The organism is Actinomadura sp. ATCC 39365 (genome assembly GCF_054392275.1).
The window spans coordinates 9,601,682-9,623,813 of the sequence record NZ_CP184335.1 but is presented as its reverse complement, the minus strand read 5'-3'; the positions used below and the strand labels follow the sequence as shown (position 1 = coordinate 9,623,813).

Genomic DNA, 22,132 nt, shown 5'->3' with positions numbered 1-22,132 from the left:
CTCAGGCCAGGCGGTGGGCGCCCTTGGCGGCGGTGGCGGCCAGGAAACGCGGGGGCTGGAAGCCGCGCTCGGCGTAGGCGGCCGAGACCGACTCGCGCACGCTGTCCAGGCGGTCGTCCGGGACCAGGGCGATGGCCGAGCCGCCGAAGCCGCCGCCCGTCATCCTGGCGCCGCGGGCCCCGCCGCGGAAGGCGGCCTCCACGGCCACGTCGAGCTCCGGCGAGGAGACCTCGTACTGGTCGCGCAGCGACAGGTGGGAGGCGTTGAGCAGGGCGCCGATCTCGGTCACCTTGCCCGCGCGCAGCAGGCCGACCAGGGCCTCGACGCGGTGGTTCTCGGTGACGACGTGCATGACGCGCTTGCGCTCGTCGCCCTGGAGCCGGTCGAGGGCCGCGGCCAGGTCGGTGACGTCGCGCAGGGACGCCACACCCAGCTTGCGGGCGGCGGACTCGCACTCGGCGCGGCGCTTGGCGTACTCGCCGCCGGCGTGCTCGTGGTGGACCTGGGTGTCGATGATGAGGATGCTCAGGCCCTCGGCGGCCAGGTCGAGGGGGATCTTCCTGGAGCCGAGCGAGCGGCAGTCGAGGAACAGCGCGTGGCCCTCCTCGCACAGCGCCGAGGCGGCCTGGTCCATGATGCCGCACGGCATGCCGACGAAGTCGTTCTCGGCCCGCTGGCTGAGCAGGGCGATCTCCATCGGCGTCAGGCCGAGCCCGTGGACGTCGTTCAGCGCGGAGGCGACGGCCACTTCCAGCGCGGCGCTGGAGCTCAGCCCCGCGCCCTGGGGCACGTCGCCGTCGATCGCGATGTCCGCGCCGGCGACCCGGTCGCCGAGCATGGCCAGGACGCCCACGGCGTAGCGGGCCCAGCCGGTCGCCTCCTCCCTGGCCGACAGCTCGATCGGGCCGCCGGAGGACTGGAGGGACAGCAGCCGGATGGTCTGGTCGGCGCGCGGGGTGACGGCGGCGCTCACGCCCCACGGCACCGCGAAGGGCAGGACGAAACCGTCGTTGTAGTCGGTGTGCTCGCCGATCAGGTTGACCCGGCCGGGCGCGCGCCAGACCGTCCGGGGATCGGCACCGAAGGCGGCACGAAAAGCTTCAGCAACGCGCATAATCCAACACTCCTCAACAAAGGCCCGACCGTAGACTAGCGCCATGGAGGAGCTCCTGGATCCAGCGCTCGGCGAGGTCCGGGTGTTCCTGAAGCACGATGACAACAAGCGGCGCAAACTCAAGTACAACCTGGGCCATCGGCGGCTGCTCACCTTCGGCGGGGCGTACTCCCATCACATCAGGGCCGTGGCCCAGGCCGGACGGCTGCACGGCATCGAGACGATCGGGGTGATCAGGGGCGAGGAGCACCTGCCGCTCAACCCCACGCTCGCCTTCGCCGCCTCCTGCGGGATGACCCTCACCTACCTCGACCGCGCCTCCTACCGGCTCAAGCACACGCCCGAGGTGCAGGCGCGGCTGCGGGAGCGGTGGGGCGACGTCACGATCCTGCCCGAGGGCGGCAGCAACGCCGCGGCCGTGCGCGGCTGCGCCGAGCTCCCGCCCGAGATCGACGTCGACTACGACGTCGTCTGCTGCCCGGTCGGCACCGGCGGCACCCTGGCCGGCATCTCGGCCGGGCTGCCCGAGGGCAGGCGGGCGCTGGGCTTCGCGGTGCTCAAGGGGGCCGGCTTCCTGGCCGGCGAGGTGGCCCGGCTCCAGCACGAGGCCTACGGCCGCACCTGGACGAACTGGTCGATCGACCTCGACCACCACTTCGGCGGCTACGCCCGCTCGACCCCCGCCCTCGACCGGTTCGCCGCCGAGCACCGGGTCGAGGGCGTCTACGTGGCCAAGATGCTCTACGGCGTCCTCGACCTGGCCCGGCAGGGAGTGTTCGCGCCGGGCACCCGCGTCGTGGCCGTGCTGACCGGTCAGCCCTCGACGTCGGTGGCCGCGTGCGGGGCGCCGACCGGCTTCGACTCGGGCGAGCCGCGCTGACGCAGGTAGACCGACAGCACCACCATCGACAACACGGCCAGCAGCTCCGACTGCCAGTTCTGCAGGCTGCGGTTCCAGAACTCGGCGGAGGTCACGTACTGGCCCCATGAGACGGGGTCGCGCAGGTCGCCGAGCCGTTCGGCGTTGTAGGCCGCCTGGCCCGCCACCGACTGGGCCAGCCACGACAGCACGAAGATGGCCCCCATCACCAGCCCGAGCGAGTTGCTGAACAACCACAGCCGGGCGCCGCGGGCCTTGGCCCAGGCGGGGGAGTAGCTGGTGGCGTGCGCGCCGACCTGCTGCTCCTCGTCCGACTCGGCCCCGGCGTCCTCCACCTTCTTGGACTCGGGGGAGCCCTTCTGGACGAGCCAGACGGTCAGCATGATGTACAGGAAGAACTGCAGGTACTCCGACTGCCAGTTCTCGGCCACGTCCACGGCGAAGTCGGAGGAGGTCACGTACTCGGCGAACGACACCGGGTCGGCGCCCTGAACCATCTGCAGGTCGTTGAACTGCAGCATGCCCGCCACAGCCTGGCCGCCGAGCGCCAGCAGGAACATGACCAGGAAGACCAGCGAGAGGGAGTTCTCCTTCAACCACTTCACAACCGCGCCCACCCTATGGCCAGGAACCAGGCCAGCCCCGCCGCGATGACGAGCAGGGTCAGCGTGAACATCACCCGCATCAGTCCTCCACCTCGCATTCGTAGGGCAGGTCGTGCACGGGCCGGCAGCCCGCGGCCTTGACCCGCCAGCCGTCGTCGAAGCGGTGCAGGAACAGCGTGTCGCCGGCCAGCCGCACCTGGGCCTCCTTCCCCCACACGTTCACCTCGGTGACCGCGCCGCCGGGCCCCAGCTTGAGGTCGCCCAGCGCCTGGGCGCAGGTCTGGCCGCGGTCGGGCAGCTTCTCGGCGGTGGTCCGGGCCAGCAGTCCGCACGCCGCGTCCTCCTGGTGAGCCGCCAGCGCCGCGTGGAAACTCTCGGTGGCGCGGGCGGGGGACGTCGTGTCCACGGCGCAGCCGACGGCCGCCAGGAGGAGCGTCGTCACGACGAACGGAAATCTCATGAGCCTCCCGCTACCCACGGGGGCACCGGGCATGCTGGCCGGGAGCGGGCTACCCGAGCTGGTCGAGCACCGGGGCGACCAGCGCGTTGAGCTCGCGGACCAGCACGAGCACGGCCCGGTGGGCGCGCTGCTCGACCTCGTCGTGCGGCCCCTCGGGCTCCGGCGGGAGGTCGCCGAGCGGCACGGGCGCCTCGACGAGCAGCGTGGCGCGCAGGAACGGGATGCGCGCGAGGTCCTGCTGGCTCGGCTCGACGTACTGGCCGAAGGTCTCCTGCCAGCCCAGCCAGCCGCGGTCGCGCCACCAGGCACGCGACCTGGTCAGCTCGGCGGGCGGCGGCGAGACGATCCGGACGCGCGCGAACAGGGTGCCGTCCCAGGTGTTGCGGTGGCAGGTGGCCTCCAGGACGCGGCGGTCCCAGCGCACGTAGCCGGGGGTGAGGGCGGGCGGGGTGGCCAGCCGCCAGGCCGCGCAGGCGAACCTGACCGGCGCGATGTCACCCCACTCGAACTCGTCGAGGTTCTTGCGCACGTGCACGGCGTAGCGCCCGTCACGGTCCCTGTCGAACTCCTGGTCGATCCAGAACGCCTTGCCCATGCCCCCTACGCTACGGCCCGGCGGCGCCTTCCCGGCGGCGTACGGGAGATCCGGGCTTGCCGTCGATTGTGTGACCGTTTATGCTCATTTGGTCAAACAATTGGAGGATGACGTATGGCCCGAGCGGGCAGGCCCCCACAGGACCCCGCGCGGCAGGCCGAGCGCGCCCACCGGATCCTCGACGCCGCCGCCGAGCTGATCCTGCGCTGGGGCTACGACAAGACCACCGTCGACGACGTCGCCAGGCGCGCCGGGGTCGCCAAGGGCACGATCTACCTGCACTGGAAGACGCGTGAGGAGCTGTTCGCCGCGCTGCTGCGGCGCGAGCGGGTGCTCATGCTGGACCGGGCGCGCGACGGCGCGCCGGCCACCCTCGGCGAGCTGTTCCGGAGCCTGGCCGCGGCGCTGCTGCACCGGCCGCTGCTGCACGCGGTGCTGCTCGACGACTCCGAGGTGCTCGGCAAGCTCACCCGGCTCAAGCGGCAGGGCCCGGCGGCCAGCGGCCTCGAACTCGGCGGCCCCTTCGACGCCTACCTGCGCGAGCTGGTCCGGCTGGGCGCCGTGCGCGCGGAGCCGGCCGAGCACGTCACGGTGATCGGCTCGATCTTCTACGGCTTCATGTTCCTGCCCGGCGCGCAGCCGGAGTCCGAGCGGCTGCCCGACGACCGCGTCGCCGAGCTGCTGGCCGAGACCGTCGAGCGCGCGGTGGGCACCGGACGGGCGCTGCCGCCCGCCGGCGCCGCCGCCGTCGCGCGGGCCACGCTCGACCTCCTCGACGCCCTCGCCGACGTCGCCCGGCGCAAACTGGCGACATCCATGAGCCCGGCCAAGGAGCGCGTGCAATGAAGGCAGTCATTCCCCTCGACGACGAAGCCGCCGCCGACCTCGGCACCGCGGGCGGCAAGGGCGCCTCGCTGGCCCGGCTGGTCAGGGCGGGGCTGCCGGTGCCCGGCGGGTTCGTCGTCACGACGCTGGCGTACCGGTCGTTCGTGGCGGCGTTCGGCGACGAGATCGCCTTCAGCGACGACCCCGGCGCGCTGTTCGCCGGGCACGAGATCCCGTCCGCCCTCGCCGAGGCGATCCGGGCCGCGCACGCCGCGCTCGGCGACGACGTCGCGGTGGCCGTGCGCTCCTCGGCCACCGCCGAGGACCTGCCCGACCTGTCGTTCGCCGGGCAGCAGGACACCTTCCTCAACGTCAGGGCCGACGGCCTGCTGGAGGCGGTCCGCCGCTGCTGGGCCTCGCTGTGGAACCCGCGCGCCGTCGCCTACCGCGAGCGCAACGGCGTCCCGCACGACGACGTGGCCCTGGCGGTGGTCGTCCAGGAGCTGGTGGACGCCGACGCGGCCGGGATCATGTTCACCGCCGACCCGGTCACCGGCGCGCGCGACGAGATCGTGGTCAACGCGTCCTGGGGGCTCGGCGAGGCCGTCGTCGGCGGGCAGGTCACGCCGGACACGATCACCCTGTCCGGCGGCCGGGTCACCGGCTCGCGGGTCGCCGACAAGACCGTCATGACCGTGCGTACCGCGAGCGGCACCCGCGAGGAGCCGGTGCCCGAGGAGCTGCGCCGCGCTCCCGTGCTCGACCCGGCGCAGGCGGTGGAGCTGGCCGCGCTCGGCGAACGCGTCCAGGCCCTGTACGGCATGCCCATGGACGTCGAGTGGGCCAGGCGCGACGGCACGTTCGCGATCCTCCAGGCCCGCCCGATCACCGGCCTGAAGCCGCAGGTCGAGGAGTGGAACGACAGCCTCAAGGGCGACTACCTGTGGACCGCCGGCAACCTGGGCGAGGCCATCCCCGACGTGATGACGCCGGCGACCTGGTCGTTCGTCCGGATCTTCATCCACGAGGCCATGTCGGCCTCGGCGCTGCCCGGCTTCGACCTGGTGGGCAACATCGGCGGCCGCTTCTACATGAACCTCAGCGTCGTCCACTCCATAGCCGCCGCCCTCGGCATGCGGAGCAGGCTGGGCGCGGTCGAGCAGATCTTCGGCAGGCTGCCGACCGGCCTGGAGGTGCCCCCGGTGCGGCTGTCCCGCTGGGAGATCGTCCGGCGCGTCCTGCCGATGGCCGTCGACCTCCAGCGCCGGGTGCGCCGGAACCTCAAGGACATGCCGGCCTTCCTCGCCACCTCCCGGCAGCGCTGCGAGGAACTGCGCGAACGCGTGGCCGCCACGTCCTCCGGTCCCGAGCTGGCCGACCTGTGGGCGTCCGAGATCGAGCCGCACATGGTCACCTCCAGCCGCATGCTGGAGGCCGCCGGCCGCCAGGGCGGCGCCACGCTGGTCTGGACCCGCGACCGGCTGCGCAGGCTGATGGGCGAGGTGGACGCCGAGGCCATGCTCACCGGCGTCAACGCCGACGGCGAGCTGGCCAGCCTCGGGCCCGTCCTGGGCCTGGGCAGGCTGGCCAGGGGCGAGATCAGCAGGGAGGAGTTCGCGCTGGCCTACGGGCACCGCGGCCCCCACGAGTTCGAGGTCTCAAGGCCCAGGCCCGGCGAGGACCCGGCCTGGATCGACGCCCAGCTCGCCGGCCTGCGCGACCTGCGGGCCGACACCGAGGCGCTGCTGGCCCGGCAGGAGAAGGCCAGGCGGGAGGCGTGGGCCCGGTTCGCCGCCCGCCACCCCCGCAAGGAGGCCCGGATGCGCGCCCGGGTACGGCGGTGGAACGCCGTCGTCCGCGACCGGGAGAACGCCCGCTCGGAGAACATGCGGGCCTTCTGGGTGCTGCGCGCGTTCGTGGTGCGCGCCGGGGAGCTGACCGGGCACGGCGACGACCTGTTCCACCTCTACCTGGAGGAGATCCTCGACGTGCTGCGCGGCGACGCCTCGGCCCTCGCCCGGGTCCCGGTCCGGCGGGCGACGCACGACCGGTACGCCGCGCTGCCGCCGTACCCGACGGTGATCGTCGGCCGATTCGATCCCGTCCGGTGGGCCGCCGACCCGCGCCGCCGGGCCGACGTCTACGACGCCCGCGGCTTCGACGTCCCGGTCAGCGACACCGTGACCGGGTTCCCCGGCGCGCCGGGCGTGGTCGAGGGCGTGGTCAGGGTCATCGCCGGCCCGGAGGACGGCGACCGGCTGGGGGCCGGCGAGATCCTGGTGACGACCCTGACGAACGTCGGCTGGACGCCCATGTTCCCGCGCGCCGCCGCCGTCGTCACCGACATGGGCGCCCCGCTGTCGCACGCCTCGATCGTGGCCCGCGAGCTGGGCATCCCGGCCGTGGTCGGCACCGGCAACGCCACCATGCGGCTGCGCGACGGCGACCGCGTCCGCGTGGACGGCGAGCGCGGCACGGTCGAGTTGCTCCAGTGAAAAGACTGCGCCAAGTCGGCCGTCCCCCGGCGGCCGGTGTGTTCACTGGATGACCATGATCGAACAGTGGATCCTCGACGACGAGCGCGAGCTCGAAGCACGCTGTGCCCGCTTCCGCCTCGCCCTGCTGGGCCTCGACCGCGACGCCGCCCAGCCCGACCTCCAGGAGGCCCGGCAACCGGATGACACCACCTGAACAGCACGACCCGCCCGGCCCCCGGCCCGGACCGCACGGATGGGACGACCAGCCCGGCCCCGGGACCGGACCGCACGGCTGGGACGACCTGCCCGGCGCTCTCGTCCGGGAGGTCGAGCGGCGGCTCGGCGGGGCGGCGGCCGGCTTCGCGGAGCGGCACGGCGGATTCACCGGCGGCGTGCGCGGCGTGCTCACGCTGACCGGCGGCGGCCGGGTGTTCGTCAAGGCCGTGCCCGCCGGTTCGCCGTACGCGGCCGACTACCGGGCGGAGGCCGGGGTGGGCGCGGCCCTGCCGCCGGGCGTGCCCGCTCCCCGGTTCCTGTTCTCCTGCGAGGCGGCGGGGTGGGTGCTGCTCTGCTCGCGGGTCGCGCCCGGCCGGATCCCGCACGAGCCCTGGCACGACGACGAGCTGGCCGCCGCGCTCGCCCTGCTCACCGCGTGCGCCCGCGAGCTGACCCCGTCCCCGCTGGCGGGCCTGCCCACGCTGGCCGGGCGCATGTCGGGACGCTGCGAGCTGTGGAACAGCCTCGACCCCGCCCGCGCCGGTGCCTGGGAACGCGCCCGCCTGCCCCGCCTGGCCGCGGTCGAACGCCGCTGGACCGCCCTGGTCACCGGCGGCACGCTGCTGCACTTCGACCCGCGGTTCGACAACATCCTCATCGACCGCGACGGGACCGCCCGCCTGGTGGACTGGGGGCGCGCCTGCACCGGCCCGGCCTGGGCCGACCTGGTCTGCCTGCTGCTGCAGTCGGACCTCGGGCCGCGCGACCCCGAGCACCTGCTCACCACGCACCCGCTCGGCCGCCGGGCGCCCGCCGAGCAGGTGGACGCCCTCCTGGTCGCCCTCCTCGGCTACTGGACGCGCTCGGCCGCCGCGCCCGCGCCGCCGGCGCTGCGCGACCGGCGCGAACGCTCCCGCCGCGCCACCCTCGCCTGGCTGCGCACCCGCTGGCCCTGACGCGGCCCCGAACCGGCCCCGAACCGGCCCCGGCCGATCAGCCGCCGACGTGGATGCCGGGCCGCCGCTGCGGGTCGGGCTCGACCTTGCGGATGATCTCGCGGACGACCGGCGCGGTGTCGCCGCGGCCCAGGATGAGGTAACGCAGCAGGTGGACCATCGGCGAGCCCTCGGCCCACTCGAAGTAGCAGTGGGGGCGCACCCCGGTGCCGTCACGCAGCGCCAGCAGGACGGCCGCGATGGCGTTGGGCGCGGCCGGGCTCTCCGCGCGCAGCACGCGGTGGCCGTCGACCTCGACGCCGTGCACCCGCAGCACGTCGCTGAAGCTGGACGGGTCGATGACGTCGATCTCCAGGAACAGCACGTCGGCCCGGCCCGGCACCGGGTTCATGGACCGCTGCTCGCTCTCCTTGGCCAGGTACTCGGCCGCGTCGCCGGGGCCGCGCCGGTTGGCGATGATGTTGAGCGCGCCGTCGTGGTTCAGCGAGTCGGTGACGAACCGGCGCGCCGCCTCGTCGAACTCGATCCGGTCGGCCCGCAGCTCGGTCGTGCGCGACACCCGCGAGATCAGCGAGATCGCGACGATGCCGAGGATGAAGAACGCCGAGATGGTGATGCCGTCGGGCTTCTCCCTGATGTTCTCCACCAGCGCGTAGACCAGCACCAGGGTCAGCACGGCGAAGCCCACGACGGCCGGGGTCTGGCGGTGGCGGACGGCCGAGATGGTCACCGCCACCGCGCCGGAGACCATCATGGCCAGGATGCCGGTGGCGTACGCGCCGGCCTGGGCGTCGACGTCGGCGTTGAAGGCCAGGGTGAGCAGCACGCAGATGGCCGTGTAAACCAGCACGACGGGCCGGACGGCCTTGCCCCACTCGGGCGCCATGCCGTACGAGGGCAGGTAGCGCGGCACGATGTTGATCAGGCCCGCCATGGCCGAGGCGCCGGCGAACCAGAGTATGAGGATGGTGCTGACGTCGTAGACCGTGCCGAAGCCCTCGCCGAGCCGTTCGTGCGCCAGGTACGCCAGCGCCCTGCCGTTGGCCTGCCCGCCCGGCGCGAACTGCTCGGCCGGGATGAGCACGGTCGTGACGAAGCTGGTGGCGATCAGGTAGACGCTCATGATGAGCGCGGCCACGGTCAGCAGCTTGCGGGTGTTGCCGATACGCGAGCGCAGCCGCTGCTCGGGGTCGTCGCCCTGGGCGGCCACGAGCGGCATCATGCTGACGCCCGTCTCGAACCCGGACAGGCCCAGCACCAGCAGCGGGAAGGCCAGCACCGCCGGGCCGAGCAGCCCGGTGACGCCGCCGCGCCCGCTCAGCAGCGCGTCCGTCCAGCGCGACAGGGACTCCGGCTCGGCCGCCATGTCGGCGAACCCGACGGCGACGACGACCGCGTTGAGCAGCAGGAACAGCGCGACCAGCGGGATCGCGACGCCGACCGCCTCGGTGAAGCCCATCAGGAACACCCCGCCGAGCACCACCAGCAGCACCACGGTGATGATCACCGCGTGCCCGTGCAGGAAGCTCGGGAAGTACGGGTTCTCCAGGATGTGCACCGAGGCGTCGGCGGCCGACAGCGTGATCGTGATGATCCACGACGTGGCCACGAACCCCAGCAGGACCAGCACGAACAGCTTGCCCCGCCAGAACGGCAGCAGGCGTTCGAGCATGGCGACCGACCCCTGCCCGTGCGGGCTCTCCTTGGCCACCCGCCGGTACATCGGCAGCATGCCCAGCAGCGTCAGCGCCACGATGAGCAGCGTGGCCAGCGGCGACAAAGCGCCGGCCGCGAGCGCGGCGATGCCGGGCAGGTAGGCCAGGGTGGAGAAGTAGTCGACGCCGGTCAGGCACATGACCTTCCACCAGGGCTGCGGCTCGCCATGGCCCTCGGCCGACTCGGGGCCGACCGGCTGGACCTGGTGCCGCAGCAACCATCGCGCCAGGCCGGTCGAAGGCGGCCCGGTACGGCCCGCGCTCTCGATCGCCTCGGGTATGGCAAGCCCACCGGTACCGCTCACCGGAACTTCCTCTCGGGGACGCCGCCAACGAACGTCCCCACCTTAGGGGGTCGGCTCTCGGCGGCACCCGGTGCGGTCCTCCCTCAGAAGCCGTCCTTGCGGGAGTCGGCCGGAAGGACGGTGGCGGCCGGGCCGTCCGGCGCGGGACCGGCCGCGCGCTCGGCGGGGTCCGGCGCGGGCACCGGCTGCACCAGCACCAGCGTCAGGTCGTCGCGCAGGTCGCCGGCGTGCTCGTCCAGCAGGTCGAGCAGGTTGGGCAGCGCGTGGTCGAGGCCGGGCGCCGCCAGGGCGTGCCGGACGTGCTGGTCGAGCGGGAAATCCACGCCGTCGGCGTCCCTGGCCTCGCTCAGGCCGTCGGTGTAGAGCAGCAGCCGCTGGGACAGGCCGAGACCGGCGCGCCGCATCCGCGGCTCGGGGCCCAGGCCGAGCGGCGGCGAGGGCTCGGGCGGCTCCAGCGCCTCCAGGCGGTGGCCGATGCGCAGCGGAGCCGGATGGCCGCAGTTGACCAGCCGCACCTCGCCGGGCACGAACTCGGCCAGCAGGACGGTCACGAAGTCCTCCTCGCCCAGGTGCGGGACGAGGTCGGCGTCGAGCGCCGCGGCCAGCGCCACCAGGTCGGGCGCGTCGGGCGCGTGCCGCCGGAAGGAGGCCAGCACGACGGCGCTCAGGCGGACGGCCTCCATGCCCTTGCCCTTGACGTCGCCGACGATCAGCCGCGCCCCCGAGGGCGCGACCAGCGCGTCGTGCAGGTCGCCGCCGATCAGCGCCTGGTCGGTGGCCGAACGCGTGTGGACGGCCAGGCTCATGCCGCCGAGCCGGGGCGGCAGCGGCCGGACGATCGCCTGCTGGGCCAGCTCGGCGATCTGGCGCACCCGGGACAACTCGCGCTCCTGGTCGCACTGGAACCGGTAGGCCACGGACGTCAGACCGGCCGCGGGAGCGAGGACGAGCAGGCCCGTCAGAGGGTCGAAACCGGCGCGCCCGAAGGTGACATAGAGCGCGACAACCCCTTCGACCAGCAGGAACAGCAGGAACCAGCCTCGCTGTGAACGCATGGTGTGTCTCCGGTTATCGGCTTCTTCTTTCCGGACGCGGCGAACAGGGTGAGTAGCTACTTTCTCACTTTTAGTCACGCAGTGCATCAGGTTCCGGCAAGCTGCTGTCACAACTTCATCCGATAGGTGGCGATCACGATGGCAGGTAAGTGGCAGGCGGGCAACCTTCCAGCGGAACTCACGAGCCTGATCGGCCGCGGCGCGGAGCTGGAGCAGGTGCGCAGGGCGTGCCGGCGTTCGCGGCTGGTGACCCTGACCGGGGTGGGCGGCGTCGGCAAGAGCCGCCTGGCCCTGCGTGCCGCCGCCGACCTGCGGCCCGACTTCGCCGGCGGGTGCTGGCTGGTCGAGCTGTCGCCGCTGGACGACGGGACCCTGCTGCCGCACGCCATCGCCGAGGCGCTCCGGCTCACCGACCAGACCACCAGGCCGATGTCCGAGGTGCTGGCCGAGCACCTGTTCGGGCGCGAGCTGCTGCTCGTGCTGGACACCTGCGAGCACCTGGTCGGCGCCTGCGCGGCGACCGTCGAGGGGCTGCTCGCGGCGGTTCCCGGGCTGCACGTCCTGGCCACCAGCCGCCGTCCGCTGGAGGTGGACCCCGAGCTGGTGATCGTGGTCGACCCGCTGCCGGTGCCGGCCGCGGGCGCCACCGCGCCGCTCGGCCACGACGCCGTGACCCTGCTCGTCGAGCGTGCCGCGGAGACGATGCCGTCCTTCGAGATCACCGACACCAACCGCGACGACGTCGTCCGGCTGTGCCGCAGGCTCGAAGGCATCCCGCTGGCGATCGAGCTGGCCGCGGCCCGGCTGCGCGACCTGCCCCTGGGCCATCTGGCCGACCGGCTGGAGGACCGCTTCGCCACGCTGGAGGACGACCTCGCGCTCACCCAGGAGGCCGACCCGCCCTGGCACCAGGCGCTGCGTACCGCCGTCGGGTGGAGCCACGAGCTGTGCGAGCCCGCCGAGCGGCTGCTGTGGGCGCGGGTGTCGGTGTTCGCCGGCGACTTCGACGCCGAGGCGGCGCGCCGGGTGTGCGCCGACGAGCGGCTGCCCGAGGCCGACATCGGGCTGCTGCTCGACGCCCTGGCCGACGAGTCGATCCTGACCTGGCTGCCGACCGGCTCCGGCGAGCGCTACCGCATGCTCGACACGCTGCGCGAGTACGGCGCGGGCTGGCTGCGCGGCCTCGGCGAGGAGGAGGAGCTGCGCCGCCGGCATCGTGCCCACTACCAGGACCTGGCCGTGCGCGGCGCGGCCGGCTGGCTCGGCGCCGGCCAGCCCGCCTGGTACGACCGGATGGTCGGCGAGCACGACAACCTGCGCGCCGCGCTGGAGACCGCGCTCGGCGAGCGGGACGGCGGGGCCGCCCTCGACCTGGCCGGCACGCTGGCCTTCTTCTGGTACGGCTGCGGCTACGCCAAGGAGGGCCGCCACTACCTGGGCCAGGCCCTGGCGCTCGACCCGGCCCCCGGCCCGGTCCGCGCCCGCGCCCTGTGGGCCGACGGCCTGCTCGCCGCCACCCAGGGGGACGGCGCCGCCGTCGAGGCGCGGGCCGAGGAGTGCGAGGCCGCCGCGGCCGACGACGACGCCTTCGCCGCGCTGTGCGTCAAGGCGCTGCGCTCGGCGGCCGGGGTGATCCGCGGCGACCTGGAGCAGGCCATGGCGGAGTCGGAGCCGGCGTACGCGATGCGCTGGAGCGGCGACGAGCTGACGATCGCGGGGCTGCTGGCGCTGATGTGCCGGGCGGTCACGCACACCGTCGCCGGCCGGATCGAGGAGGCGATCTCGGTGCTGGAGGATCTGCGCGCCCTGTGCGACCAGCAGGGCGAGCAGGCGATGCGCTCCCACGGCGACCTGCTGCGCGGCCAGGCCGAACTGGCCCGCGGGCAGGTGGCCGCGGCCGTCGCCTACGGGCAGGCGGCGCTGCGCACCAAGCGCCGGCTGCACGACGACTTCGGCATCGGGCTGACCGTCGACCTGCTGGCGCTCGGCGCGGGGGCCGCGGGCCGGCCGGAGCGGGCGGCCCGGCTGCTGGGGCTGGCGCAGCGGATCTGGAGCAGCCACGGGCAGGCGCAGGCCAGCGTCCCGGCCTGGGTGGCGGCCCGGCAGGAGTGCGAGCGGCAGGCGCGCGAGGCCCTGGGCGACGACGCGTACGGGTCGGCGTTCAGCGCCGGGTACGACGGCGAGGTCGACGCCGGGATCGCGTACGCGCTCGAACCCGAGGGGGAGGGGCTGCCGAACGTGTGAGACCGCCGATCCTGGGGCTCCGACGTGGCGGAGGAGGCAGATGTTGCCTGCCTGGCGGTGACAACCTCACCCCTTGGATCCATCGGCGTTACCACGGAGAGTAGGGAGACATCCGTACATGGGAGGCTGCATTGGACACCGCGCCACTTCCGTTCCCGGTTCCCGGCGAGCGGACGTCCGAGACGATCCGCCGCCTGCGGGACGAGCACGGCCCGGTCCTGCCCGTCCTGCTGCCCGGGGGGGTGAACGGCTGGCTGGTGACCTCCTACGAGGCGACGGACGAGGTGCTGGCCAACGACGAGGCGCTCTACAGCAAGGACGCCAGGAACTTCACCGGCCTTCATGACGGCACCGTCCCCGCCGACTGGCCGCTGCGCCAGGTCATCGAGGGCGACCACCTGCTGACCAAGGACGGCGCCGACCACCGGCGGCTGCGCAGCCTGATCAACCGCGCCTTCACGCCGGCCCGGGTGGCCGCGCTGGCGCCGCGCGTCCAGGAGATGACCGACGAGCTGCTCGACCGCCTGGCCGGGCGGGACGGCGAGGTCGATCTCGTGTCCGCCTTCAGCGAGCCGCTGCCGGTCGCCGTGATCTGCGAGCTGTTCGGCGTCCCGCAGGAGGAGCGGGCGCAGATCCGCGAGTGGACCGGGGTGATGTTGTCGCACGCCGCCGCCCCCGACGAGGTCAACGCGGCGGCCGGGGCGCTGCTCGGCTACCTGGCGGCCTTCATCGCGCGCCGCCGCCGCGAGCCGGCCGACGACCTGACCACCGGTCTGATCCGCGCGAACGAGGACGACGGCGGCCGCCTGTCCGACAACGAGCTGCTGTGGATCCTGTGGGTCGTGCTCGTCGCCGGCCACGAGACGACCGTGCACCTGATCGCCAAGGCGGTCGTGGCCCTGTGCGCCGACCCCGCCCAGCTCGACCGCGCCCGTACGGAGGACGCGTGGGAGCAGGTGGTCGAGGAGGCGCTGCGCAGCCGCAACTCGGTCGTCGGCCTGGTCTTCCGCTACGCGCTCAAGGACGTCACGGTCGCCGGCACGACCATCCCGGCGGGCCGGCCCATCGTCGTCGGGCTCACCGGCGCGGGCACCGACCCGGCCCGCTACGGCCCGGACGCCGGCCGCTTCGACCTGGGCAAGGCCAAGGAGGGGCACCTGGGCTTCGGCCGGGGCCCGCACTTCTGCCTGGGGGCGCCGCTGGCCCGGCTGGAGGCCAGGATCGCGCTGTCCTCGCTGTTCGGCAGGTTCCCTGGGCTTCGCCTGGCGGTCCGCCCCGAGGAGATCGCCTACACGGCGTCGATCATCACCGAGGGGCCGCTGGCGGTGCCCGTACTGCTGCGCTGATTCTGCCTGTCAAACCGTCTTTCCGTCATTCGGAACAGGATGGCCGGGGTGGGGTGACGTCCCCGACCCGGCCGCTCCTGCGTTGCCGGGTGCGGCGATGCCGCCTGCGGTCCGGGGGAGTTCGCCCCCGCCTCTTGACACGCTCTTCGCCTCAATGGTCTCCTAGCGCCAGTTCGGAATAGCATTCCTTATGACGGAATAGGACGGGGATCTCATGGAACGCGCGCATTCGACCGCCGGCCGGCCCTCGTGAGGGCTCTCGTCTTCACCGCCCCCGGCGTCGTGGAGCAGCGGGACGTGCCCGAGCCCGTGGCCGGGCCGGACGAGGTGCTGGTGCACGTGGTCGCCGCCGGCATCTGCGGCAGTGAGCTGCACGGCGTGCGGACCCCCGGGTTCCGGGTGCCGCCGCTGGTCATGGGGCACGAGTTCGCCGGGCGCACCCACGACGGGCGGCCGGTGGCGGTCAACCCGATCCTGTCGTGCGGCGGGTGCGACGTGTGCCTGCTCGGCCGGCCCAACGTGTGCAGGAAGCGGCAGATCATCGGCGTGCACCGGCCGGGCGCCTTCGCCGAGCGCGTCGCGGTGCCGGCCGCGGCCGTGGTGCCGCTGCCCGAGGGGCTCGGCTGGACCGCCGCGGGGGTGGTGGAGCCGGCCGCGAACGCCGTGCACGCCTGGGGGCTGGCCGGGCGGCCGGCCGGGGCGCGCGTGGGCGTGATCGGGGCCGGGGCCATCGGCCTGACCTGCCTGCTGACCGCCCTGTCCGGCGGCGCGGCCGGCGTGGACGTGGCCGACCGCTCGCCCGAGCGGCTGGCCGTCGCCGCCGGGCTCGGCGGCGTGGCGGCGGGCGCCGAGCTGACCGGCGAGTACGACGTGATCTTCGACGCGGTCGGCGCCGCCTCCACCCACGAGCAGTCCCTGTCCCGGCTGCGCCCCGGCGGCGTGGCCGTCTGGCTCGGCCTGGCCGACCACGTGGCCGGCTACGACGCCGCCGACCTGGTGCGCGGCGAGAAGCGGGTGCTGGGCTCGTTCGCCTACGACGCGGCCGACTTCGCCGCGGCCGTCGACCTGGTCACCCGCTGGGACCTGAGCTGGGTCCGGACCTTCCCCCTCGAAGAGGGCGCCGAGATCTTCACCCGGCTGATGAACGGCCAGGCCACCCCCGTCAAAGCCCTGCTGACCCCGGAATCGAGGTAACCCATGGCCCGCATCGTCCTGGTGGGCGCCGGCAGCATCACGTTCGCCAAGAACCTTCTCTCCGACATCCTGACATTTCCGGAACTGTCGGAGTCCACGATCGTGCTCCACGACATCGACCGGGCCCGGCTCGACACCGCCGCGGCGATGGCCCGCTGGATGGTCGCCGAGCTGGGCATCGGCGCCAGGATCGAGGCGTACGCCGACCGTCGGCCCGCCGTCGAGGGCGCCGACTACGTGATCAACGAGATCGCGGTGGGCGGCCTGGAGGCGGTCAGGCGCGACCTGGAGATCCCCGCCGCGTACGGCGTGCGCCAGACGATCGGCGACACCCTGGGCATCGGCGGCATCTTCCGCGCCCTGCGCACGATCCCCGTCATGGTCGGCATCGGCGAGGACCTGGCCGAGCTCGCCCCCGACTCGGTGCTGTTCAGCTACACCAACCCGATGTCGATGATCCCCTGGTCGGTCTACGCCGGCACCCCGTTCAAGAACGTCGTGGGCGTCTGCCACGCCGCCCGCGACACCCAGAGCACGCTGGCCGCCATGGTCGGCGTGCCGGAGGAGGAGATCTCCTTCCTCACCGCGGGCGTCAACCACCAGGCGTTCGTGCTGCGCTTCGAGCGCGACGGGGAGAACCTGTACCGGCGGCTCGACGAGCTGATCGACCAGGACCCCGAGCTGCGGCGGCGGGTGCGCGTGGAGGTCTACCGCAACTTCGGCTACTTCCCGACCGAGTCCTCCGAGCACGGCTCGGAGTACCTGCCGTGGTTCCTGCCGCACGCCGAGGAGGTCGAGCGGTACCGCATCCCGATCAACGTCTACCTGGAGTGGCTGGCCGAGGGCTACGAGGAGTACGAGGAGTACAAGAGCTCGCTGGAGGCCGGGCGGGGCGTGCCGATCGAACGCGGCGACGAGCTGGCCTCGCTGGCCATCCACTCGATGGAGACCGGCACCCGCAGGCTGATCCACGGCAACGTGCGCAACGGCGGCCTGATCTCCAACCTGCCGCCGGAGGCCACCGTCGAGGTGCCCTGCCACGTCGACCGGTCCGGCGTGCAGCCGGTGCCCGTCGGCGAGCTGCCCGCCCAGGTCGCCGCCCTCAACCGGGCCTTCCTCAGCGTCGGCGAGCTGACCGTCAAGGCGGCCCTGGAAGGGCGGCGCGACCACGTCTACCAGGCGGCGCTGCTCGACCCCAACACCGCCGCCACCCTTCCGGTCCGCAAGGTCCGCGAGCTCGTGGACGCCCTCATCGAGGCCCACGGCGAGCTGCTGCCCGAAGGCATCAGGAAGTGACCCTGCCCGACGCCGGGCTGCCGTTGTCCCGCTACCGTCCGGTGTCGCAGCTCCGGGTGGCCGTCCACGAGGTCGAGCGGGCCCGGCTGCCCGTCGTGGACGCCCACATCCACCTCGGCCGCTGGCTGACCGAGGACGACGGCTGGATGGTCGAGGACGTCCCCGCCCTGATCGGCATGATGGACGAGCTCAACCTGCGCGGCATGGTCAACCTCGACGGCCGCTGGGGCCGGGAGCTGGCCGAGAACGTCGAACGCTACGACGCCGCCCATCCGGGCCGGTTCGCCACGTTCTGCCACGTCGACTGGTCCGAGACCGGAACGCCCGGCTTCGGCGAGCGGCTGGCCGCCCAGCTGCGCCGGTCGGTCGCCGAGGGCGCGGCCGGGCTGAAGGTGTGGAAGGACGTCGGGCTGCGGGTGCGCGACCACCGGGGCGAGCTGGTCATGCTCGACGACCCCCGGCTGGACCCGCTGTGGGCCGCCGTGGGGGAGGCGGGCGTCCCGATCGCCCTGCACACCGCCGACCCGGTCGCCTTCTTCGAGCCCATGGACGAGCGCAACGAACGCCTCGAACTGCTGGCCGCCCGGCCCGACTGGAACTTCTCCGGGCCGCGGTTCCCGCCGTTCGAGCGGCTCATGGAGGCCATGGAGTCGATGGTCGCCCGGCATCCGGCCACGACCGTGATCGGGGTGCACGCCGGGTGCTGGCCGGAGAACCTGGGGTTCGCCGGCCGGATGCTGGACGCGTACCCGAACTTCCACATCGACATCGCGGCGCGCGTCGCCGAGCTGGGACGCCAGCCGCGCGCCACGCGGGCGCTCATGCTCCGCCACCCCGGCCGGGTGTTGTTCGGCACCGACGAGATCCCGCCGCACCCGGACGTCTACCGGATCCACTTCCGGTTCATGGAGACCGACGACGAGGCGTTCGCGCACTCCCTCGACGACCCGCCGCTGATGGGCCGGTGGACGATCTCCGGGCTCGACCTGCCCGACGACGTCCTGGAGCAGGTGTACGCGCGCAACGCGCTGCGGCTCGTGCCGCGGCTGGCCTGACGGATCAGGGCGCCGGCACGCCGCCGTCCGGGGCAGGGTCGAGGTCGAGGTCGAGGTCGGGCTCGGGGGCGAGGGCGAGGTCGAGGGCGGCGAGGCGGGCGGGGTCGGAGACGATGTCGATCCCGGTGATGCGCTCGCCGTCCGTCGTGACGCGCAGCACCAGGAACAGCCGGCCGCCGCGCAGGACGCCGATGCCCGGCGTGCCGTCGATGAGCACGAGATCGGCGAAGCGCGCGCGGCCGGAGTCGGTGAGCGTCCCCTGGGCCACCGGTCGGGCGCCGCGCCGCTCGCCGCCCGACCCCGGCACGTCCGACCGGTGCAGCACGTCGGGGTCGAGCACCGCGAGCAGGGCGTTCAGGTCGCCGGCGCGGGCCGCGGCGAGGAAGGCGGCCACGAGCCTGCGCTGCCTGGCGTGGTCGGCGGCGGGCAGGACGGGCGTGCCGTGCACCCGCTGCCGCGCCCGGCTGGCCAGCTTCTTGGCCGTGGCGGGGGAGCGCGCGACGATCTGCGCGATCTCCCCGAACGGCACCGCGAACAGGTCGTGCAGCACGAACGCGACCCGCTCGGCGGGGCTCAGCGTGTCGAGGACGACCAGCAGGGCGAGCCCGACCGAGTCGGCCAGCACCGCCGCGTCGGCCGGATCGCCGTCATGGACGCTCACCTGGTCGAACCGCTCGCCCTCGACGAGCTGCTCGTCCCTGCGCCCGTGGGCGCGCAGCATGTCGAGGCAGACCCGGCCGACGATCGTGGTCAGCCAGCCGGGCACGTTCGCGACCCCGCCCGTGCCGGCGCGGGCGGCCCGCAGCCAGGTCTCCTGGACGGCGTCGTCGGCCTCGTCGGCCGAGCCGAGCATGCGGTACGCCACCGCCCGCAGGTGGCTCCTGGCCAGGTCGAAGTGGCCGGCCAGGTCGGCTTGCGCGTTCATCGGTCACCTTTCGTCGCGCCGGGTCGTCATACAGGCGGCTGGGCGACGACGGGGGGCGACCATGGCGGCATCCTAAGCCCGTCCGGACATGGTGAGGGGTCCCGGCGTACGAGTGCGCCAGGGCGATCGTCCTTTTTTCGGTGGGCGGTCACCTTTCCCGGGCCCGCGTCGTCAAGGGGGTGAGTCTTCATGAAGGAGTGGACGATGACGTACGACAAGCTGCGCACCGCGGTCGAGGGACGCGTCTGGCTGCCCGGCGACGAGGGTTTCGAGGCGGCGGCCAAGGCGTGGAACCTGACCGTGGCCCAGCCGGTGGCCGCCGTGGTCGAGGCGGCCGACGCGGACGACGTGGCCGCCCTGGTCCGCCATGCCCGCGAGGAGGGGCTGACCGTCTCCGCACAGCCGCGCGGCCACGGCGCGAGCGGCACCGCCGACGGCGTGATCCTGCTGCGCACCCACCGGCTGGACGAGCTGGAGATCCATCCGGGCGAGCGGCGCGCCCGCGTCGGCGCCGGCGTGACCTGGGGCGCGGTGCAGACCGAGGCGGGCAGGCACGGCCTGACCGGGCTCGCCGGCAGCAACCCCGCGGTCACCGTCACCGGCTACACCCTCGGCGGCGGCCTGAGCTGGTTCGGCCGCAGGTACGGCTGGGCGGCCGACAGCGTGCGCGCCTTCGACGTCGTGGACGCCGAGGGCGGGCCCGCGCGGGTGACCGAGGAGAGCGACCGCGACCTGTTCTGGGCGCTGCGCGGCGGCGGCGGCGACTTCGCGCTGGTGACCGCCGTCGAGTTCGACCTGTACGCCGAGCGCGCCCTGTACGGCGGCCGCCTCATGTGGCCCGGCGCAAAGGAGGCCGAGGTGTTCGCGGCCTTCCGCGAGCTGACCGCCGACGCGCCGCCCGAGCTGTCGTTGTGGGTGAACCGGGTGCAGTTCCCCAAGGCGCCCCCGGTGGTGACCGTGGACCTGGCCTATCTGGGCGCGGCGGCCGAGGCCGAGGGTCTGCTGGGCCGGCTCGCCAAGATCGACGGCGTGCTGAGCGACTCGCGGGCCGCCATGGCCACGGCCGACCTCGGCGCGATCACCGCCGAGCCGACCGACCCGGCGCCCGCGGTGGCCCGTACCGAGCTGCTGACCGGGCTGGACGCCGGCGCCGTCGAGATCCTGCTGGCCGAGCCGGTCGGGCCGCTGGTCGCCATGCAGGTCAGGCACCTGGGCGGCGCGCTGGCCCGGCCGGGGGGCGGCGCCGGGGGCGCGCTGGCCGAGCCGTACCTGCTCTACCTGCTCGGGGCCGGCATCAGCCCCGAGCTCGGCCAGGCCGTACGGGCCAAGCAGGACGCGGTCGTCGCCGCCCTGGGCGACCGGGTCAGCGGGCGCAAGCCGTACACGTTCCTGTCGCCGGGCGAGCGGGCGGCTCAGGCGTTCCCCGAGCCGGCGCTCGCCCGGCTGCGCGAGATCAAGCGGTCGCGCGACCCGCAGGGCGTGTTCCGCGCCAACTACCCGGTCCTGGACTGATCACCAGTTGGCGGGCAGCCCCGGCGTCGTGGCGGGCAGGGCGTGGCCGGGCGGGCGGATGACGTAGACGACGCCGCCGCTGCTCGAACTGCGCAGCCACACGTTCTCGAAGTCGGCGCGCTGATAGACGTGGCGGACGGCGTCGTTGCCGGCGGAGGCCGGGTCGTTGGCGATCACGTCGCCCGTCGCGGTGAAGCCGACGATCACCATGAGGTGGCCGTCGGTGCCGTAACCGGCGCCGGGCAGCTCGCCCTTCTTGAACGACTGCGAGGTGATCACCGGGATGCCCGCCTTGATCAGCCGCTCCAGCTCGGTCAGGGTGCGCAGGCGGGTGACGAAGCCGTCCAGGCCGTACCGGCCGGCGTAGGCGGTGTTGAACGGCCAGTTGCCGGCGCCCTGGTAGGCGTGGTCGTAGGTGTAGCGGGCCGCGTGGTCCACCTCGGGGTTCGGGTCGGAGGGGTCCACCCAGGAGGTGTCCTGCGCGCTCGGCCACTTGTCCCAGTAGCCGAGCACCATCGTGGTCGAGGTCGGGCTGCACCACGCCTCGCCGCCGCCGTCCCATTCGGGGTAGTGGCCCGCGTGCACGTTCTGGGAGCGGCGCGGGACGTTCAGCTCGACGCCCCACGCCCCGCCGCCGGGGCTGACCGGGACGGTCTTGCGCTCGGGCACGTTCGAGGCCATCGCGCCGAACGTGCGCACCCGGGGCGTCACGGCCGAGCCCGGCCTGCGGTAGAGGGTCAGGCGCAGCTGGTACGCCGACAGCTGCCGCCCGGACGCCGCCACCAGCGTGTCCACGGCGACGGACCCGTCCGCGTCGCCCTGGCCGGCCACGGAGGTGCGCAGGATGTCGCCCTCCGCGTAGGACCAGCGGCCGAGGACGTACCACTTGCTCAGCCCGGCGGTGTTCTTGGCCCTCGCCTCGACCTGCAGCCAGCTTCCCTGGGGCACGTCGGCGGTCCAGGAGGCGATCAGCTGGGTGGCCGGGAAGCCGACCGTGCGCTCGGGGCCGGTCCAGCGGGCGTACTCCCAGGTCTTGGTGCCCAGGGCGTCGGTGTAGGAGGCGGTGCCGGCGGCCGAGGCGAACGACAGCCCGTCACCGGCGGACGTGCCCTCGCCGGTGCCGGTGGCGAAGTCGGCCCGCTGGTAGACGACGTCGGGGACGACGGGACCCGGCTTCTTTGCCGCGACGTCCTTTCCCGCGACGGCGGCGACGGCGGGAGCTTGGAGGGTGGTGGCCAGCAGGAGTCCGGACAGGAGGACGGTCAGCGCGCGCATGAACCCACCTTGCTCGGAAGGCTTCGGATGGGCCCGACAGTAGGGACATCCGGCGGGCAAAACATCGGGAAATCTACGTATG

At 73.7% G+C, this 22,132-nt stretch carries 19 protein-coding genes; 11 read left to right on the top strand and 8 right to left on the bottom strand.

The features are described from left to right. Position 1: 1 nt before the first annotated feature. The gene (gene galK / locus ACNF49_RS46025) at positions 2 to 1,114 is read right to left on the bottom strand and encodes a galactokinase (RefSeq protein WP_482941680.1); all 1,113 of its coding nucleotides are present in this window, start codon (positions 1,112 to 1,114) and stop codon (positions 2 to 4) included. Positions 1,115 to 1,157: 43 nt separating this feature from the next. Here galK and ACNF49_RS46020 point away from each other — a divergent pair, with 43 nt between their 5' ends. Beyond that, positions 1,158 to 1,994: a 1-aminocyclopropane-1-carboxylate deaminase/D-cysteine desulfhydrase gene (locus ACNF49_RS46020; protein ID WP_357979442.1), complete on the top strand. Its 837-nt coding sequence runs from the start codon at positions 1,158 to 1,160 to the stop codon at positions 1,992 to 1,994. On the opposite strand, the gene ACNF49_RS46015 is transcribed toward ACNF49_RS46020, so the two are convergent. The 3 genes from ACNF49_RS46015 to ACNF49_RS46005 all read right to left on the bottom strand — a co-directional run bounded on the left by ACNF49_RS46015 (position 1,928) and on the right by ACNF49_RS46005 (position 3,654). Then, positions 1,928 to 2,599, bottom strand: coding sequence for a DUF6766 family protein (locus ACNF49_RS46015; protein ID WP_482941679.1), 672 nt, complete (start codon positions 2,597 to 2,599; stop codon positions 1,928 to 1,930). The genes ACNF49_RS46020 and ACNF49_RS46015 overlap by 67 nt on opposite strands. Positions 2,600 to 2,678: 79 nt before the next feature. Then, positions 2,679 to 3,059, bottom strand: a complete 381-nt coding sequence (locus tag ACNF49_RS46010; protein ID WP_482941678.1) for a hypothetical protein — start codon at positions 3,057 to 3,059, stop codon at positions 2,679 to 2,681. Between the two features lie 49 nt (positions 3,060 to 3,108). Then, positions 3,109 to 3,654, bottom strand: a complete 546-nt coding sequence (locus tag ACNF49_RS46005) for a hypothetical protein (protein WP_357979448.1) — start codon at positions 3,652 to 3,654, stop codon at positions 3,109 to 3,111. A gap of 114 nt (positions 3,655 to 3,768) precedes the next feature. Between ACNF49_RS46005 and ACNF49_RS46000 the strand changes: the two genes are divergently transcribed. Genes ACNF49_RS46000 through ACNF49_RS45985 form a run of 4 tightly spaced genes read left to right on the top strand, consistent with a single transcriptional unit; the run spans position 3,769 to position 8,128 of the window. Further along, positions 3,769 to 4,500 (top strand): TetR/AcrR family transcriptional regulator, encoded by a 732-nt coding sequence (locus ACNF49_RS46000; RefSeq protein ID WP_482941677.1) that lies wholly within the window; start codon positions 3,769 to 3,771, stop codon positions 4,498 to 4,500. Then, positions 4,497 to 6,974 (top strand): PEP/pyruvate-binding domain-containing protein, encoded by a 2,478-nt coding sequence (locus ACNF49_RS45995; RefSeq protein ID WP_482941676.1) that lies wholly within the window; start codon positions 4,497 to 4,499, stop codon positions 6,972 to 6,974. Before ACNF49_RS46000 ends, ACNF49_RS45995 begins: the two co-directional genes overlap by 4 nt. Before the next feature lie 49 nt (positions 6,975 to 7,023). Next, on the top strand, positions 7,024 to 7,170 hold the full coding sequence (locus ACNF49_RS45990) for a hypothetical protein (protein WP_352352560.1): 147 nt from the start codon (positions 7,024 to 7,026) through the stop codon (positions 7,168 to 7,170). Next, on the top strand, positions 7,157 to 8,128 hold the full coding sequence (locus ACNF49_RS45985) for a phosphotransferase (RefSeq protein ID WP_482941675.1): 972 nt from the start codon (positions 7,157 to 7,159) through the stop codon (positions 8,126 to 8,128). Before ACNF49_RS45990 ends, ACNF49_RS45985 begins: the two co-directional genes overlap by 14 nt. A 37-nt stretch (positions 8,129 to 8,165) precedes the next feature. Here ACNF49_RS45985 and ACNF49_RS45980 read toward each other — a convergent pair whose 3' ends face one another. Both ACNF49_RS45980 and ACNF49_RS45975 read right to left on the bottom strand, forming a co-directional pair. Next, positions 8,166 to 10,148, bottom strand: a complete 1,983-nt coding sequence (locus ACNF49_RS45980) for an APC family permease (RefSeq protein WP_482941674.1) — start codon at positions 10,146 to 10,148, stop codon at positions 8,166 to 8,168. Between the two features lie 83 nt (positions 10,149 to 10,231). Then, positions 10,232 to 11,203 (bottom strand): PP2C family protein-serine/threonine phosphatase, encoded by a 972-nt coding sequence (locus ACNF49_RS45975; protein ID WP_482941673.1) that lies wholly within the window; start codon positions 11,201 to 11,203, stop codon positions 10,232 to 10,234. Positions 11,204 to 11,341: 138 nt separating this feature from the next. On the opposite strand from ACNF49_RS45975, the gene ACNF49_RS45970 reads away from it, so the two are divergent. From ACNF49_RS45970 to ACNF49_RS45950, 5 genes are all read left to right on the top strand, one after another. Then, the gene (locus ACNF49_RS45970) at positions 11,342 to 13,447 is read left to right on the top strand and encodes an ATP-binding protein (RefSeq protein ID WP_482941672.1); all 2,106 of its coding nucleotides are present in this window, start codon (positions 11,342 to 11,344) and stop codon (positions 13,445 to 13,447) included. A 131-nt stretch (positions 13,448 to 13,578) separates the two neighbouring features. Continuing rightward, a complete protein-coding gene (locus tag ACNF49_RS45965; protein WP_357979464.1) occupies positions 13,579 to 14,793 on the top strand; it encodes a cytochrome P450 family protein in 1,215 nt (404 codons plus the stop codon). 249 nt (positions 14,794 to 15,042) lie between these two features. Further along, on the top strand, positions 15,043 to 15,987 hold the full coding sequence (locus tag ACNF49_RS45960) for an alcohol dehydrogenase catalytic domain-containing protein (protein WP_482941671.1): 945 nt from the start codon (positions 15,043 to 15,045) through the stop codon (positions 15,985 to 15,987). Between the two features lie 3 nt (positions 15,988 to 15,990). Next, positions 15,991 to 17,283, top strand: coding sequence for an alpha-galactosidase (gene melA / locus ACNF49_RS45955; RefSeq protein WP_357979468.1), 1,293 nt, complete (start codon positions 15,991 to 15,993; stop codon positions 17,281 to 17,283). After that, positions 17,280 to 18,338: an amidohydrolase family protein gene (locus tag ACNF49_RS45950; RefSeq protein WP_482941670.1), complete on the top strand. Its 1,059-nt coding sequence runs from the start codon at positions 17,280 to 17,282 to the stop codon at positions 18,336 to 18,338. The genes melA and ACNF49_RS45950 overlap by 4 nt, the downstream gene beginning before the upstream one ends. Positions 18,339 to 18,342: 4 nt before the next feature. Here the strand turns inward: ACNF49_RS45950 and ACNF49_RS45945 are convergent, their stop codons facing one another. After that, positions 18,343 to 19,263, bottom strand: coding sequence for a sigma-70 family RNA polymerase sigma factor (locus tag ACNF49_RS45945; RefSeq protein ID WP_482941669.1), 921 nt, complete (start codon positions 19,261 to 19,263; stop codon positions 18,343 to 18,345). A 204-nt stretch (positions 19,264 to 19,467) separates the two neighbouring features. Here ACNF49_RS45945 and ACNF49_RS45940 point away from each other — a divergent pair, with 204 nt between their 5' ends. Further along, positions 19,468 to 20,775, top strand: coding sequence for an FAD-binding oxidoreductase (locus tag ACNF49_RS45940; protein WP_482941668.1), 1,308 nt, complete (start codon positions 19,468 to 19,470; stop codon positions 20,773 to 20,775). On the opposite strand, the gene ACNF49_RS45935 is transcribed toward ACNF49_RS45940, so the two are convergent. Further along, the gene (locus tag ACNF49_RS45935; RefSeq protein WP_482941667.1) at positions 20,776 to 22,050 is read right to left on the bottom strand and encodes a C39 family peptidase; all 1,275 of its coding nucleotides are present in this window, start codon (positions 22,048 to 22,050) and stop codon (positions 20,776 to 20,778) included. Between the last annotated feature and the right edge of the window lie 82 nt (positions 22,051 to 22,132).

Coding starts and splice junctions, on each gene's coding strand:
- galK (WP_482941680.1), bottom strand. CDS start 1,114: ATGCGCGTTGCTGAAGCTTTTCGTGCCGCCTTCGGTGCCGATCCCCGG.
- ACNF49_RS46020 (WP_357979442.1), top strand. CDS start 1,158: ATGGAGGAGCTCCTGGATCCAGCGCTCGGCGAGGTCCGGGTGTTCCTG.
- ACNF49_RS46010 (WP_482941678.1), bottom strand. CDS start 3,059: ATGAGATTTCCGTTCGTCGTGACGACGCTCCTCCTGGCGGCCGTCGGC.
- ACNF49_RS46005 (WP_357979448.1), bottom strand. CDS start 3,654: ATGGGCAAGGCGTTCTGGATCGACCAGGAGTTCGACAGGGACCGTGAC.
- ACNF49_RS46000 (WP_482941677.1), top strand. CDS start 3,769: ATGGCCCGAGCGGGCAGGCCCCCACAGGACCCCGCGCGGCAGGCCGAG.
- ACNF49_RS45995 (WP_482941676.1), top strand. CDS start 4,497: ATGAAGGCAGTCATTCCCCTCGACGACGAAGCCGCCGCCGACCTCGGC.
- ACNF49_RS45990 (WP_352352560.1), top strand. CDS start 7,024: ATGACCATGATCGAACAGTGGATCCTCGACGACGAGCGCGAGCTCGAA.
- ACNF49_RS45985 (WP_482941675.1), top strand. CDS start 7,157: ATGACACCACCTGAACAGCACGACCCGCCCGGCCCCCGGCCCGGACCG.
- ACNF49_RS45975 (WP_482941673.1), bottom strand. CDS start 11,203: ATGCGTTCACAGCGAGGCTGGTTCCTGCTGTTCCTGCTGGTCGAAGGG.
- ACNF49_RS45970 (WP_482941672.1), top strand. CDS start 11,342: ATGGCAGGTAAGTGGCAGGCGGGCAACCTTCCAGCGGAACTCACGAGC.
- melA (WP_357979468.1), top strand. CDS start 15,991: ATGGCCCGCATCGTCCTGGTGGGCGCCGGCAGCATCACGTTCGCCAAG.
- ACNF49_RS45945 (WP_482941669.1), bottom strand. CDS start 19,263: ATGAACGCGCAAGCCGACCTGGCCGGCCACTTCGACCTGGCCAGGAGC.
- ACNF49_RS45940 (WP_482941668.1), top strand. CDS start 19,468: ATGACGTACGACAAGCTGCGCACCGCGGTCGAGGGACGCGTCTGGCTG.
- ACNF49_RS45935 (WP_482941667.1), bottom strand. CDS start 22,050: ATGCGCGCGCTGACCGTCCTCCTGTCCGGACTCCTGCTGGCCACCACC.